Genomic DNA, 13438 nt, shown 5'->3' on the forward strand with positions numbered 1-13438 from the left:
ATGGATTTTCTCAACGCTTTCGTAGCATTCGCCAACTTTGTTCTTGTCCCTGCCACCGCCTATGGCGCGCAACTTGCGATCGGCGCACTGGGCGTCACGCTCATTTACGGTATCTTGCGCTTTTCGAACTTCGCCCACGGCGAGACGATGGCCTTTGGCGCGATGGTCTCCGTTCTGATTACGATGTTGTTCCAATCATGGGGCATCTCTCTTGGTCCACTGCCAACGGCGCTGCTCGCCCTGCCCTTTGCGGTTGGTGCAACCGCACTTTTGGTCCTGTTTACAGACAAATACGTCTATAAGTTCTACCGCCGCGTCAAAGCCGCTCCCGTGATGCTCGTCATTGTGTCCATGGGTGTGATGTTCGTGATGAACGGCCTCATTCGTATGGTCATCGGCACAGACGATCGCCGGTTTGCAGATGGGGAACGCTTTGTCGTCAACGCCCGCGCATTTAAAGAGTGGTCGGGCTTGTCCGAGGGTCTCGCGATCCGCACAACACAGGTGATCACCCTTGTGACTGCGATCATTGTTGTGGCCGCATTGTTCTGGTTCCTCAACAAAACCCGCACCGGCAAATCGATGCGCGCCTATTCGGACAACGAGGATTTGGCTCTCTTGTCCGGCATCAACCCGGAACGCGTTGTGATGATCACATGGGTCATCGTGGGCGGTCTGGCGGCCATCGCGGGCACGCTCTACGGATTGGACAAGTCGTTCAAACCCTTCATCTTTATGCAGCTTTTGCTTCCGATCTTTGCCGCTGCGATTGTCGGCGGTCTGGGATCGCCTTTGGGTGCCATTGCGGGCGGGTTCGTCATTGCCTTTTCCGAGGTAACGCTCACCTACGCGTTCAAAAAGGTCGTGACCTATCTGGGACCACAAGACTGGAGCCCTGACGGATTGGTGCAACTCCTGTCCACCGACTATAAATTCGCGGTGTCCTTTGCGATCCTGATCATCGTGCTGCTGTTCAAGCCTACGGGCCTCTTCAAAGGGAAATCGGTATGACCCAGTCACGCACCCCCTTATACGTCGCCATTATGGCCGCGCTTATCATTGCGGTTGGCTTCATCCAGTCGTGGAACTCCGCGCTGTTCATCCTCAACTTTGGCCTGATCTCCGCGATCATGGCGCTTGGTGTGAACCTTCAGTGGGGCTACGCGGGCCTGTTCAACGTCGGCGTTATGGGCTTTGTCGCTCTTGGCGGTCTGGCCGTTGTGCTCACGTCCATGCCCCCCGTCAAAGAGGCGTGGGACGCAGGCGGCATGAGCGTGATGTTTGCGCTCGCCGTGGGCCTCGCGGTCATTGTCGGTGCGGTTTTGCTATGGAAACGTCTGCGCCACACAAAAGCACGTGGTCTGTTTATGGCCGTCTGGCTCATTGGCGGGTTCTTTGTGTTCCGCGCTGTGTTCGATCCGGCTGTGGCCGCGATCGAGGCCATCAACCCCGCGCAAACCGGCTACCTCGGTGGGGCAAATCTGCCTGTGCTTTTGGCGTGGCCTATTGGCGGCTTGTTCGCCGCGGGTGCCGCATGGGTGGTTGCCAAAACCGCACTTGGCCTGCGCTCTGACTATCTTGCCATTGCGACCCTTGGCGTTGCCGAAATCATCCTAGCGGTGATGAAAAACGAGGACTGGTTGTCGCGCGGCGTGAAGAACGTCAACGGCTTGCCCCGTCCCGTGCCTTACGAGATCAATCTCCAACAAAGTGATTGGTTCGTGTCCTTGGCATCCAAAATCGGCGCGGATCCGGTCACGGCCTCGACGATCTTTGTCAAACTGTCCTATGCCTCTCTGTTCTTGATCGTGATCATCTTGATCGTCACAGCGATGGAATTGGCGCTTAAATCGCCATGGGGCCGTATGATGCGCGCGATCCGCGATAACGAAGTGGCATCGGAAGCCATGGGTAAAAACGTCACAGGCCGCCACTTGCAAATCTTCGTGCTTGGCGCGGCGATCTGTGGCATTGCCGGTGCAATGATGACCACACTCGACGGTCAGCTGACGCCCGTGACCTATCAGCCGCTGCGCTACACGTTCCTTGTGTGGGTGATGGTGATTGTTGGCGGATCTGGCAACAACTGGGGCGCCGTTCTGGGCGGTATGTTGATCTGGTTCCTCTGGGTCGAAGTCGAGCCGATTGGCACATGGGTCGTCAATGTCATCACCTCTGGCATGACCGACGACAACCCGATCAAAATCGGCCTGATTGAGCGCATTGCCTATATGCGTCACCTGACCATGGGTGTGATTTTGCTGCTCGTGCTGCGCTTTAGTCCGCGCGGACTATTGCCTGAAAAGTAATGCGGGTTCTGGCAGGAATATGCGCGGCGGGATCATCAACCCGAATGGGGTTTGATAAACTCGCCGCGCCCCTGCCACCTGCCACCACCCCGCGCGACACCTGCCTGACGCGGGCCTGTGCCGCCTCGGCCCATCTGGATCAATGCGTGATCCTTCCGGCGCCAGACCATCCCTATTACGCGGCTCGCAAAGCGCTCATTGGCACGGCTCCCTCGCGCTGTGTCTCGGGACCATTTTCCAAAAGTCTCAAGGCTTTGGCATCCGCCGCCTACGGCTATGACGGGTTACTCATTCAACTGGCCGACATGCCGCACATCACGCGCGAGCACGTCGCGGTATTGACGAATATGTTTGAAAAGCATCGGGGTGAGGCGATTGTGCGCGCGTCAAATCGCGAGGGGCGCGCGGGCCATCCCGTGCTCTTTCCATCGCAGTGCTTTGGCGCGTTTGAGGCGCTCGACGGAGACATCGGGGCGCACGCTATTATTGCCCGATATCCGTTGAAACAGGTGGTTCTCTCAGGGGACGCCGCGACATTCGATCTGGACACGCCAGCGGCGTGGGAGGCATTTCGCCCTAGTGCGGCACAGACATAGGGCGCGCTCGAAGATCGCGACCACCCTTACCGTAGCCGCGCACGCCATAGCGCTCCGCAAGCTGCGGGAACAACAGGTACACCTCGTCGCGCGCCTGCGCATCATGGTCCGATGTGATTGGTGTTGCCGGTTGAAAGCACTCCGACCAAAACCCGTTGGTCAAGATAACTTCAGCCACGGCAAACTGGAAATGAACATACGTGACCTCAAGCGGTTTGAACTGACTGATCCCCGGCAAACCAACAAGATGTTTGGCCGCCGACAAGACGTCTTGATCCTGACCGTAGCGCGCCTCGCGGTCAGCGGCGAGAAGCACGCGGTGCTCGGGCGACACAACCAGATCGCGTTCTGGCAAATCCCCGCCCAAGGCACCCTTTTCAATCACAACGGGCATCAGGTCTTTTTGGCGCTCAAGGTGAAGTGCCGTAAGCGTGCGGTGCCCGATCCATTCGATTTTTTGGGGACCACTGTCGCGCGTGAACACGCGGTCGCCCACCTTTAAGGCGCCAGCCTCAACTTCACCGCGCGAGGTGAAAATCGCAATGTTTGACGTCAGACACATAATCAACTCTCAATCGTATGGGGCCACGTTCACACGGTGAACAACCCTAACCCAAAGCGGGCGTGCGTTTTGTTTTGTGGCATCTTGGTCTTAGGTCCAAGGCACCGTTATTCCTTTAATTTATGGGATTTTTACCAATATCGCAAAGACATTGAGAGGTCCGCGCCCGTGCCCACAGGGTCTACATTTTGAAATATGGCGGGACTAAGGCACAGCCTGTTCCATCGCGCACCGATTGTTTCCTGACCCGATGCAAAACGGGGCCACACCGCCGATCGTCCTTTTCGCTGTCGCTAATCGAGTGACATTAACAGCGGGCGAATTTCTCAAAATAGTTTTCACCCTGCGTCGAAAGACGCGGATATTTCGATCCAATCTTTTGGATGTGTTCAATCTGTCGCGCCAATAGAAACAATCTCAATGGCGCGGTGCGTCACGCGCGCTTGAAATTCCGAATCGGTTCTCGCCACGCAGTGCGACCCTATCGTGACATGCACAGGTGCGCGCCATGCCATGCCACGCGGCGTGCGTCAGTCTATGCACTCTAAACCAAAACAAACGCACCACATCAGGCACGAAAAAAACCGGACACCCAGCCCCACTACAGGTCGGTGTCCGGTTTCAAGTGGCGCCTAAGCGCCACCGGAGCAGGCAGTGTGGCGGTCTTAGTTGACCAGCAACGCTGCCTCGTGTTTGCGAAGCACGCGACGCGCCGTCATGTAATCGTCGCGGGTTGCAATGTCGCGCAGCTCGGGGAACAGAGTAAAGATCTCTGTACGGCTCTCTTCGCCAATCCCGGCAAGGGTATAATCGCCCGGCTGGAAGCTTTCCGACCATGTGCCATCCGACAAAATGACCTCGTGGCGATCAAACATGATGTGGATGTACGTGACATCTTGTGCATCAAGTTCTTCGACACCCGCGCGACCCAAGAGGTGCTTGGCTGCAACGAGGACTTCGTAATCTTCGAACAACAGCGCGGCTTTCTCGGAGGTCACGAGCATACGGTGGTTCGGAGACACGATCATATCGCGTTCCGGTAGCCCCTGACCAAGCGCACCCTCGCGGATGAGAATAGGTTTGAGCTCCGCACGTTTCGTCAACTCATCCGTGGTCATCTCTTTCGCACCAACCCAACGGATTGTCTGCATCCCGTTGTCACGGGTTATGACCTTATCCCCGACTTTGAGGCTCTCAACTGCACGTTCCCCTTCGGGGGTCGCAATCATCGTTCCAGGTGTAAAGCATGGAATGACCTGTTCGATGTTCGTGTAGTTGATGTTGGCGTAGGTATCGTCATCCGCATTGTAGAGCTCAATCGTACCGTCAAAGCCGTTGCCATCACTATCAGGGTTCTGAACCTGAGCCGTAATCACCCAACCGTTGCTGAGCATGTCGGAGATGTCGAGCGTGTCCCAATCAAGACCGCCAGCACCGCCATTCACGGTTGTGTTGTTGAGACCCGATTGGCTTTCGGAGATGTAGATAAAGTCGTTGTCATCGCCGCCAGAGAGAACATCATTGTCCCCGCCGCCGTAAATGCTGTCCGACCCCGTGCCACCGGAAACCGTGTCAAAGCCTTCGCCCGCGGTGATGGTGTCATCACCGTCTCCACCCATAAGGATGTCGTTGCCTGCGCCACCGTCGATGGTGTCGTCGTCAATGCCACCGTCGATAATGTCATTGCCGGCTTCACCGTAGAGCATGTCCTGATCGTCGCCACCGATGATCGTATCGTTGCCCGCGCCGCCATAGACAACGTCCATGTCGTTGTTGGGGAACGGATCGGTCGCATCGTCCTCATTGGTGTGGTTCATGATCTGGAACAGGTCAGAGGCGTCGATATAGTCGTCACCGTCACCACCCTCGATGTAGTCGGAGCCATGTCCGCCGAGGATGTTGTCGTTGCCCGTACCGCCATAAACCGTGTCGTCGTCAATGCCGGCTTTGATCGTGTCATCGCCGTCATCGCCATAGATCAGGTCGGCGTCATCGCCCGTGACGATATAGTCATCGCCGTCACCGCCGTGGACTTCGTCTTTGCCGTCGATCTGGTTTTGATCTTCGAGGAACGGATAGCCCGCAGATGGCAGTTTCGGATCATCGCTCAGACCACCGTTGGAGTAGTCGGAGAAGGTGTCGAAGCCGACGATGATTGTGTCGTCCCCTGCACCGCCGTCCACGTAGTCGGCCCCTTGTACGTCCTCGATGTAGTCGTCGCCGTCACCGCCAAACACGGTATCGTCGTCGATGCCCGAATAGATGGTATCGTTGCCGTCACCGCCCTCGATATAGTCAGCATCGTCGCCCGTGATGATCGTGTCATCGCCCGCGCCGCCAATAACCGTATCGATGTCGTCGTTCGGATCGCTATCCACAGGGACAACTTCCGAATACGGCGAGTAGTCCAGATCAGCCAAGTTGTTGGGGTTGGTCAGACCAAGCAGTTCAGCAATGGTGTCGGGGCTATCGCCACCGGCAACATCGATTTCGTCATCGCCGTCACCACCATCAACCGTGTCAGAGCCTTGCTCGTCCACGATGACGTCATCGCCGTCTTCGCCAAAGATGGTGTCATCGCCAGTTCCGCCGTCGATCTCATCATCACCTTCACCGCCAAAGATGGTGTCATCGCCATCGTAGCCAAAGATGATGTCATCGTTTGGACCTTCTCCCGCCAACAGCTCGTCGTTGTTGTCGACCATGTCGCCATCTGGATCGCCTGTATAGGCTAGATCGATGAGGTCATCACCGCTTGTACCCTCAACGATGCCGTCACGCGGCTGATCACCAACGGTGACACTCACTTGTGCAGTGTCCTGAAGACCGTCTTCGTCCTCAATGGTGTAGTCGATCGTGGCCTCACCTGTGAAACCGTCTGTCGGCGTAAAGGTGAGTGTCCCGTCCGGGTTGATCTCAACAGTGCCATCGGGGCTCGTCGCCGCGATCACAGTCAAATCGTCGCCATCCACATCGGTGTCGTTGCCGAGCACGTCAATGATGACAGGTGCGTTGAACTCAGTCTCCGCCGTGTCATCCACCGCATCGGGGGCGTCGTTCACGGGGGTGACAGTGACGTCGACCGTGGCCGTGTCTTCGTTGCCGTCGGGATCGGTCACGGTGTAGGTGATCGTCGTCGCGCCGTTGAAGTTCTCGTCGGGCACAAATGTCAGCGTGCCGTCGGGGTTGATCGTCACAGTGCCGTTCGGGCTGGTCGCCTCGGTGACAGTGAGAGGATCGCCGTCCGGATCGCTGTCGTTGTCGAGCACAGGAATGTTGACCGAGCCGTCCTCAAGAACGGTCGCAGTGTCGTCATTTGCAACGGGGGCTTCGTTTTGCGGATCTGTAAGGATTTCCTCGATCTGGCTGAACTCAAGCGTCGAGCCGTCATCGAAGGTCACAGTACCTTTGGTGGCCCCGTCGTCGGTTTCATCGTCTGTTTCATTGATGGTGACACGGCCTGCACCGCGCAGATCGAGAACGTCCCAATCGTCGCTTTCATCAGGGCCGTTGCCGCCGACGATGACGTCGCCGTCCGCATCAGACGGTGTGTCCACAATGAAGGTGTCGTTGCCGCCCTCACCGTACATTGTGTCGGAGCCTGAGCCGCCTGTGATGATGTCATCACCACCTTCGCCATCGTTTGTGTCATAGCCAACGAGTGAGACGTTATCGATGGACGCACCGACGTAGTCGGCCTGACCTGTGCCTTCGAACTCGAGGCGGTCGGACCCATCACCGGACCCGCCGACGACGGTGTAGGTGTAGGTCGTCATGTCGCCTTCGTTCGGGTCGATCGTATCGATCAACTCACCGTTCCAAAATACCTTGATGCCATTGTCACCACCAACGGCGTCAGCGGCATCAAATGTGAGAACATATTCTTCACCGTCTTGAACGCCATTGACGTCTTGGCCGATCCGCAGCGGACCGGGGTTGCCTTCGAGGTCCAGCCAGTTGTTGCCATCCGTTGGATCAACATCGCCGCGGCCATCGTTGTGGAAATCGATGTCGTTTGTGGTGGGATTGGACGACGTCCAGCCATTGACCGCACCGGTGTCGGTGTACCCATACCCCGTTTGCGTCATGCCTGACGTATCTTCGAACGATCCGTTGACGATCAGGTTGTCGGCCGAAAGTTGACCGAAAGTACCATCGTCGCCGTAGATAACATCGTCACCTTCGCCGCCGGTGATGATGTCGTCGCCAGGCTCGCAGATCTCCACAACCACAGGCGCGTCGATCAGTTGGCCGTTCAGTGTGAAGCCGGAGTTTACGTCACGTGTGGTGAGCGTGAATTCAATGGCCGTTTCATTTTCGAACCCTGCGGAGAACCAAGCGTCTTGATCTGTGGGGTCGTTTTCTTCTGTACCGGTTGCAGTCACAGTTCCCGCACCTGTTGTCACGTTCAGCGACGTATCGGCGCTCGTGCCGTAATTGCTGAAGGTATCGGTGGAGATTGTCACTTTCTCAGCCGTGTTGGTCAGATCGAGGTCGCCGAACGTGGCCACGGACGTAAGCGCAATCGGCTCCCCTGTCGCTTGATCGTAGAACTCCAGACGGAATGTGGCATCTTTACCCGCGTCGGAATTGTCATTGTCGCCATTGAGTAGAATTTCGGAGCCCAGCCCACCTGTAAGGTCAACCTTCAGACCACTGTCGACATCGACGACGACAAGTTTCGCCATTACCACGGTGCCGTCTTCGGTCACAGCCACGTTGTTGTAAATAACGCTATCACCGGCACCGGCAGAACCATCATGGCCTGTTTGGCTGCCGTGTTGAACGTTGTTTGCGTTGAGGGACAGGGAGTCCGCGACATTGCCGCCGGAGGACTGGCCATCATTCTGGCCGTCACCATAAAGTGTGTCGTTGCCTGCACCGCCATCAATGGTGTCGTCGCCGCCGTTCCCGAACACAAGGTCGGCGCCATCACCCGCCGAAATGACATCGTCGCCAGCATCGACGCAATCGTCGGCTTCGCCTTCGATGAAGACGGGCGCGTCATAATAGACGTCCGTGATGTTGATGCCGGAGTTGTTGCTCCCGTCTTGATCGTGTTCGATCACAATGCGCGCAACAGGACCAGGAATGTCGACCAAAAGCGAATAGTTGGGTGAAGTGTCTTCTTCGTAGCCACCATTGCTATCGGCGGTATCCACGCCAAACTGACCATCGGTGTCTTTGAGCTTGAGGTGTGATCCACCCGTCATGTCGACATTGATCTCGTTGCCCGCGGCATCATACGCCGTGACTTTAACAAGGCCATCGCCATCAATGTCGTTCACGCGGAACGACACATCATTCACCGCATCCGAGAAGGACAGCTCGTATGTAGCCTCGTTCCCGTGACCGTTCAGGTTGGAATCAAGCGAGCTATGCGCATCGGCGCCTGGGCCGTCAGTGTCGATGCTGTGGACCTTTTGCTGATCGGATGAAAACTGGGTCGTCGCATCGGTGTCTTGTTGCAAAACTTTGAACGAAACGTTCACGTTGCCGGTGTCTTGGCTGAAATCGGTCAATGCCTGATCGTTAGCAACGCCTGCTTCATTCCACTCGAAGCTCTCACGGACATGGTCACCCGTAAACACTTTCGTTGGACCGCTGGACGCATCACCGTAAATCACGTCATCGCCTGTGCCGGCATCGATGGTATCGTCACCACCTTGGCCGTAAATTTCGTCATTGCCCGCGCCCGCAAGAATGGTGTCGTCGCCTGCGCCCGCGTAAATGATGTCGTCGTCGCCCACTTCGCCGGCAAGAAGCGCATCGCCCGCGTCGATCATGTCGCCGTCAGGATCGCCCTCATATGTAGCGTCGATGATGTCGTCGCCATCAGTGCCCTCAACGATGCCGTCGGAGCCCGTCGTGATGCTTGGGTCGGAGAACACAGCAACATAGGCAATGGAGCCATCAAAATACTGGTCATAGGTGCCATCGTCGTACTCACGCGCGCCAAAGGTGAAGTTTTCATCGTCGTTGTCGCCGATGTCCATGTTGAGGCCGGCACTGTCGAAATCGGTTTCGTATGTTGTGCCTTCAGAAAGGTTCTCGACCACAAAGGAGCCTTGGCCATCGTCATCCCATGAATAGGACACGCGCAGCTCGTCGCCTTCGTCAAAGAACCCAGCGCCCGTGCTCAGGGAGAGAGAGTCCGAGCCAGAGAGATGGGAGACAGTCACGGCGCCGTTAGCCGTCACTTGAATGTTGAAATAACCTTCGGTGTCTTTGTCGCAGAACTCACCACGGTTTACGATGGTGTCGGGCGATGTGCCGACTTGGTGGTCCTGAATGAATTGAACCTGAACGGTGCCCTCGGAGAGGTCAAAAGGGGCGTCCGTTCCGGAGACATCAAAGTAATCACAGTTGCCATCCAGTTGCAGCGCGCCGTTAGCGGCATGCGCGTTCCCGTGGAAATGACCATTTTGTGCGATACCGTCAGACAATCCTGTGTCTTTCGTCTCGCCGCCGGAAGAAAATTCCCAAAGCCCAACGAGGTTCTCGACCAAGTCGCTGTTGAAATCGGGGCCAGTAGGGGGCGTTGAGCCGCCATCATTGCATTTCCACCAAAACGTCATCGTATGTCTCTCCAAACAAGCACGTGCCCGAACGGCTCGGAACACAAAACCGACCCAACGGAGCCAGCCAATTGAAATGCCTAACCGCAAAGGAGAAGATCAAGTTTGGGAAACGCGAACACATATGGGGCCTGCCTTACCGGCAAACCCGCATCATATCAGCAGCATGTCATTCCCGACACTTGCGTATCGTTTCCACTGCAGACACGAGCGCTCACGGTCCAAAACATGGATCGTCAACTTCGTGGCTGCCCCCGTAGCCTCGATGCCCCCCAGTTGGGCACCTTTGAAAATGACCCTAGGCGTGAGGGATCGCAACTTATATTTGGACCTAAAAGTGTTAACGCAGGCCTCAAAGTGCTAAAAACCAACACTAAAGTATAGCATTCCGCAACGGAAGCAAACGGGCTAAAATCGTCATTTATTTATAAAAAGCATGTACTTAAAGTTTGCGCGCACTGACACTTTAGTGTGGGAACAAACGCCTTGGTTGGGCTGGATATGCCCAAAATCATGAACAGCTAAATAATTTGGTTACCTCAATCCTGGACCCGGAAACAGGCGACTCCGGACCCAAAACAGTCCAGAAACGATTCGTAGCCAAGTTGGAAACAATACCACGTAGGGTTAACGATTCGTGTGCTTAATTGGACATTGCGGCGGACCGCACGTCTCGGTCCAGCGATCGAATTCATATGACAAACGTCAACCCACGTTGGCCTAAAACCGGCCTGAACCAAGTCTCATACCAAACCACATTATCATGAAACTTATTGCAATCCACTCACCCACGTCGGTCCACCTTTTTTCAACAAGGTGTCGCGAAAAACGCGGACAAGATTTGTGTATGGTACCCGTGGGCGGACTCGAACCGCCAAGCCTGTTACAGCGGGGGATTTTGAATCCCCTGTGTCTACCATTCCACCACACGGGCTAAGACGAGGTGCGGTTTAGCCGAGCTTTCCGCCCTCGTCCAGACCCATATCGCACTCAATGCAAATTTTATAGTCGCTCGGCCCCAAAGGTATCGCAGGCCGCCAAAGTTGCCGTCTCGAATCCGGTTTCGAACCACCTTTGGCGCTGCGCAGATGTGCCGTGCGTAAAGGTGTGCGGCAATGGCACCCGTCCTGCATTGCGTTGCAGCGTGTCATCGCCAATTTGCTTGGCCGCATTCATCGCCTCTGCGATGTCGCCCCGCTCGAGGGAGCCAAACCGCTCTTGCGCATACCGCGCCCAAATCCCCGAATAACAATCTGCCTGTAACTCGATCCGCACAGAAATGGCGTTGCTTTGCGCCTCGCTTACTTGCGCGCGTAACTGGTTGGCTTGGCCCAGAATCCCCAATTCGTTTTGCACGTGGTGCGCGATTTCATGGGCCACCACATAGGCCGCCGCAAAATCACCACCCGCCCCCATCTGGCGCTCCATCGTGACGAAAAAGGCGGTGTCGAGATAGGCCTTTTGATCAGCGGGACAGTAGAACGGGCCGGATGCACCGGACGCGCCACCACACGGGCTTTGCGTCACGCCTTTGAACAGGACCAAAACAGCCGGTTGATATGGCACGCCGACCTGAGTGGTGAAAATCTCGCTCCAGATTTCTTCGGTGTCGGCCAAAGTGACGGATACAAAATCGCCTGCGCGCTTGTCCGCCGCCGTGATCGGGGCCGCGCCACTTGTGCTCACGCCACCAGACCCAACCCCCACGCCGTTGAGCAGCGGTGAGACATCAACCCCGAGCAAACCGCCGATGACCACAATAGCAATGACACCTAGGCCACCTACCCCGCCCACCGCCTTGCCGCGCGACATGCCACCGGATCGTCCACGACGATCCTCAATGTTGCGTGATCCACGCCGCCCTTGCCACTTCATCGTACACCTCACATCACACTACGGCGCCACCATACGGTCCAGCGCGGCGCTCTCAAGCAAAAACACGTGGTTGTGTGCACGGGGCGTGCTGCAAACCTTGACCCGTCGTGCGCATTGGTGCCTAAAGGCGCAAAATCACCGAAGAAATGAGAGCCGATGATCACGCGCCTATATCAATGGACCCTGCGTCTCGCCCAAAGCCCGAATGCCCTTTGGGCCTTGGCGATTGTTGCGTTTATCGAAAGCTCTGTCTTTCCGATCCCGCCCGACATTTTAATGATCCCGTTGATCATCGCACGCCCGCGCGAAGCGTTCAAAATTGCGGGCATCGCCACCGTGGCCTCCGTGCTTGGCGGCATGCTTGGCTATTGGATCGGCTTCGGCGCGTTCGAAACCATCGGCCGGCCTGTGTTGGAATTCTACGGCAAGGACGCCTATTTCGACGAATTCGCGGTCAAGTATAATGAATACGGTGCATGGGCCGTGTTGATCGCGGGCGTCACACCGTTCCCGTATAAGGTCATCACCATTCTGTCGGGCACCACTCATCTATCCTTGCCCGTCTTCGTTGCGGCCTCCATTGTCGCGCGATCCTTGCGGTTCTTTATTGTCGCCACTCTCTTGTGGAAATTCGGAGAGCCTATTCGCGTGTTCATCGAGCGCCGTTTGGGGCTTATCTTCACGCTGCTGATTGTCATCTTTATCGGCGGCTTTTACGCGGTGAAATTCATATGACCCCGATGATCAACACCCTCACCCGCCTGCCACGCCGCCAAATCGCGCTTCTTGCCGGATTTGGATCGCTTGGCATCCTGCTTGGAGCCTTTGCATTTCAGGCGGCGGGATACGCCCCTTGTGCGATGTGCCTGTGGCAGCGCTGGCCCCATGCGATCGCTTTTGGGCTTGGCATCCTCTTTGCGCTAACGCGGTTCGGATTTATCCCCCCCCTTGGTGTGCTGACGATGGGCATCTCCGCGGGCCTGGGCCTCTATCACACCGGTGTAGAGCGCGATTGGTGGGAGGGGCCGACCTCGTGCACCTCTGCGGGTGACGGGCTTTCAGGCCTGTCTGGCATGGATCTTTTGCCCTCGGCCAGCATGGATGCGTCTTTGGTGCTATGCGACGAAGTGGTGTGGGATCTGTTCGGGCTGTCAATGGCCTCCTACAATGCCCTCGCCTCATTGGCGTTCGTGGCGCTGTGGATCTGGGCATGGAAATCACGCGCCTGACGCCCTAGGTATAGCCCATGACCAAAGAGACCGCACAGATCGTACCGCTCAAGACCGGCAAACGCCGCCTTGGCTCTGACATGGCGGACCTGCGTGCACAGGCTCTCAAAGAGCGGCTAAAACGCGCCAATCCCCTTAATCGCTTCAAGCTGCGCAAAAAGTAGACGGACCATCCAGATAGCGCAGGGCGCACCGCGTGCGACATGAAACGGATCGACCATTGCACCCCATATCCCGTATGGGGTACAGTGCCGAACAACACCATATAGATCATAGACAAACAACAGGC

At 56.6% G+C, this 13438-nt stretch carries 9 protein-coding genes and 1 tRNA gene; 6 read left to right on the forward strand and 4 right to left on the reverse strand.

Translation table 11 applies throughout. From position 1 onward, the window contains the following. The 3 genes from ACTG34_RS00120 to ACTG34_RS00130 are packed head-to-tail and all read left to right on the forward strand — an operon-like array spanning position 1 to position 2905. The gene (locus ACTG34_RS00120) at positions 1-1011 is read left to right on the forward strand and encodes a branched-chain amino acid ABC transporter permease (RefSeq protein WP_342842334.1); all 1011 of its coding nucleotides are present in this window, start codon (positions 1-3) and stop codon (positions 1009-1011) included. Beyond that, the gene (locus ACTG34_RS00125) at positions 1008-2309 is read left to right on the forward strand and encodes a branched-chain amino acid ABC transporter permease (RefSeq protein ID WP_439103029.1); all 1302 of its coding nucleotides are present in this window, start codon (positions 1008-1010) and stop codon (positions 2307-2309) included. The genes ACTG34_RS00120 and ACTG34_RS00125 overlap by 4 nt, the downstream gene beginning before the upstream one ends. Beyond that, the gene (locus ACTG34_RS00130; RefSeq protein WP_439103030.1) at positions 2309-2905 is read left to right on the forward strand and encodes a nucleotidyltransferase family protein; all 597 of its coding nucleotides are present in this window, start codon (positions 2309-2311) and stop codon (positions 2903-2905) included. Before ACTG34_RS00125 ends, ACTG34_RS00130 begins: the two co-directional genes overlap by 1 nt. On the opposite strand, the gene ACTG34_RS00135 is transcribed toward ACTG34_RS00130, so the two are convergent. From ACTG34_RS00135 to ypfJ, 4 genes are all read right to left on the reverse strand, one after another. After that, positions 2886-3467 (reverse strand): Hint domain-containing protein, encoded by a 582-nt coding sequence (locus ACTG34_RS00135; protein WP_439103031.1) that lies wholly within the window; start codon positions 3465-3467, stop codon positions 2886-2888. The two genes, ACTG34_RS00130 and ACTG34_RS00135, sit on opposite strands and share 20 nt — an antisense overlap. A gap of 665 nt (positions 3468-4132) precedes the next feature. Then, positions 4133-10045, reverse strand: a complete 5913-nt coding sequence (locus tag ACTG34_RS00140) for a Hint domain-containing protein (RefSeq protein ID WP_439103032.1) — start codon at positions 10043-10045, stop codon at positions 4133-4135. 848 nt (positions 10046-10893) lie between these two features. Further along, positions 10894-10979, reverse strand: a tRNA-Leu gene (locus ACTG34_RS00145). 68 nt (positions 10980-11047) lie between these two features. Further along, a complete protein-coding gene (gene ypfJ / locus ACTG34_RS00150) occupies positions 11048-11920 on the reverse strand; it encodes a KPN_02809 family neutral zinc metallopeptidase (protein WP_439103033.1) in 873 nt (290 codons plus the stop codon). A gap of 156 nt (positions 11921-12076) precedes the next feature. Between ypfJ and ACTG34_RS00155 the strand changes: the two genes are divergently transcribed. The 3 genes from ACTG34_RS00155 to ACTG34_RS00165 are packed head-to-tail and all read left to right on the forward strand — an operon-like array spanning position 12077 to position 13313. Further along, positions 12077-12655, forward strand: coding sequence for a YqaA family protein (locus ACTG34_RS00155; protein WP_439103034.1), 579 nt, complete (start codon positions 12077-12079; stop codon positions 12653-12655). After that, the gene (locus ACTG34_RS00160) at positions 12652-13149 is read left to right on the forward strand and encodes a disulfide bond formation protein B (RefSeq protein WP_439103035.1); all 498 of its coding nucleotides are present in this window, start codon (positions 12652-12654) and stop codon (positions 13147-13149) included. Before ACTG34_RS00155 ends, ACTG34_RS00160 begins: the two co-directional genes overlap by 4 nt. 17 nt (positions 13150-13166) lie before the next feature. Continuing rightward, positions 13167-13313 carry a hypothetical protein gene (locus ACTG34_RS00165; RefSeq protein ID WP_439103036.1) on the forward strand — a complete coding sequence of 49 codons (147 nt, stop codon included), beginning with the start codon at positions 13167-13169 and terminating at the stop codon, positions 13311-13313. The last annotated feature ends 125 nt before the right edge of the window (positions 13314-13438 follow it).

Source organism: Celeribacter marinus, from assembly GCF_965656515.1.
Taxonomy (GTDB): domain Bacteria; phylum Pseudomonadota; class Alphaproteobacteria; order Rhodobacterales; family Rhodobacteraceae; genus Celeribacter; species Celeribacter marinus_D.

Bases quoted from the DNA above. Each gene is read 5' to 3' on its own strand.
- ACTG34_RS00120 (WP_342842334.1), top strand. From the start codon at position 1: ATGGATTTTCTCAACGCTTTCGTAGCATTCGCCAACTTTGTTCTTGTC.
- ACTG34_RS00125 (WP_439103029.1), top strand. From the start codon at position 1,008: ATGACCCAGTCACGCACCCCCTTATACGTCGCCATTATGGCCGCGCTT.
- ACTG34_RS00130 (WP_439103030.1), top strand. From the start codon at position 2,309: ATGCGGGTTCTGGCAGGAATATGCGCGGCGGGATCATCAACCCGAATG.
- ACTG34_RS00135 (WP_439103031.1), bottom strand. From the start codon at position 3,467: ATGTGTCTGACGTCAAACATTGCGATTTTCACCTCGCGCGGTGAAGTT.
- ACTG34_RS00140 (WP_439103032.1), bottom strand. From the start codon at position 10,045: ATGACGTTTTGGTGGAAATGCAATGATGGCGGCTCAACGCCCCCTACT.
- ypfJ (WP_439103033.1), bottom strand. From the start codon at position 11,920: ATGAAGTGGCAAGGGCGGCGTGGATCACGCAACATTGAGGATCGTCGT.
- ACTG34_RS00155 (WP_439103034.1), top strand. From the start codon at position 12,077: ATGATCACGCGCCTATATCAATGGACCCTGCGTCTCGCCCAAAGCCCG.
- ACTG34_RS00160 (WP_439103035.1), top strand. From the start codon at position 12,652: ATGACCCCGATGATCAACACCCTCACCCGCCTGCCACGCCGCCAAATC.
- ACTG34_RS00165 (WP_439103036.1), top strand. From the start codon at position 13,167: ATGACCAAAGAGACCGCACAGATCGTACCGCTCAAGACCGGCAAACGC.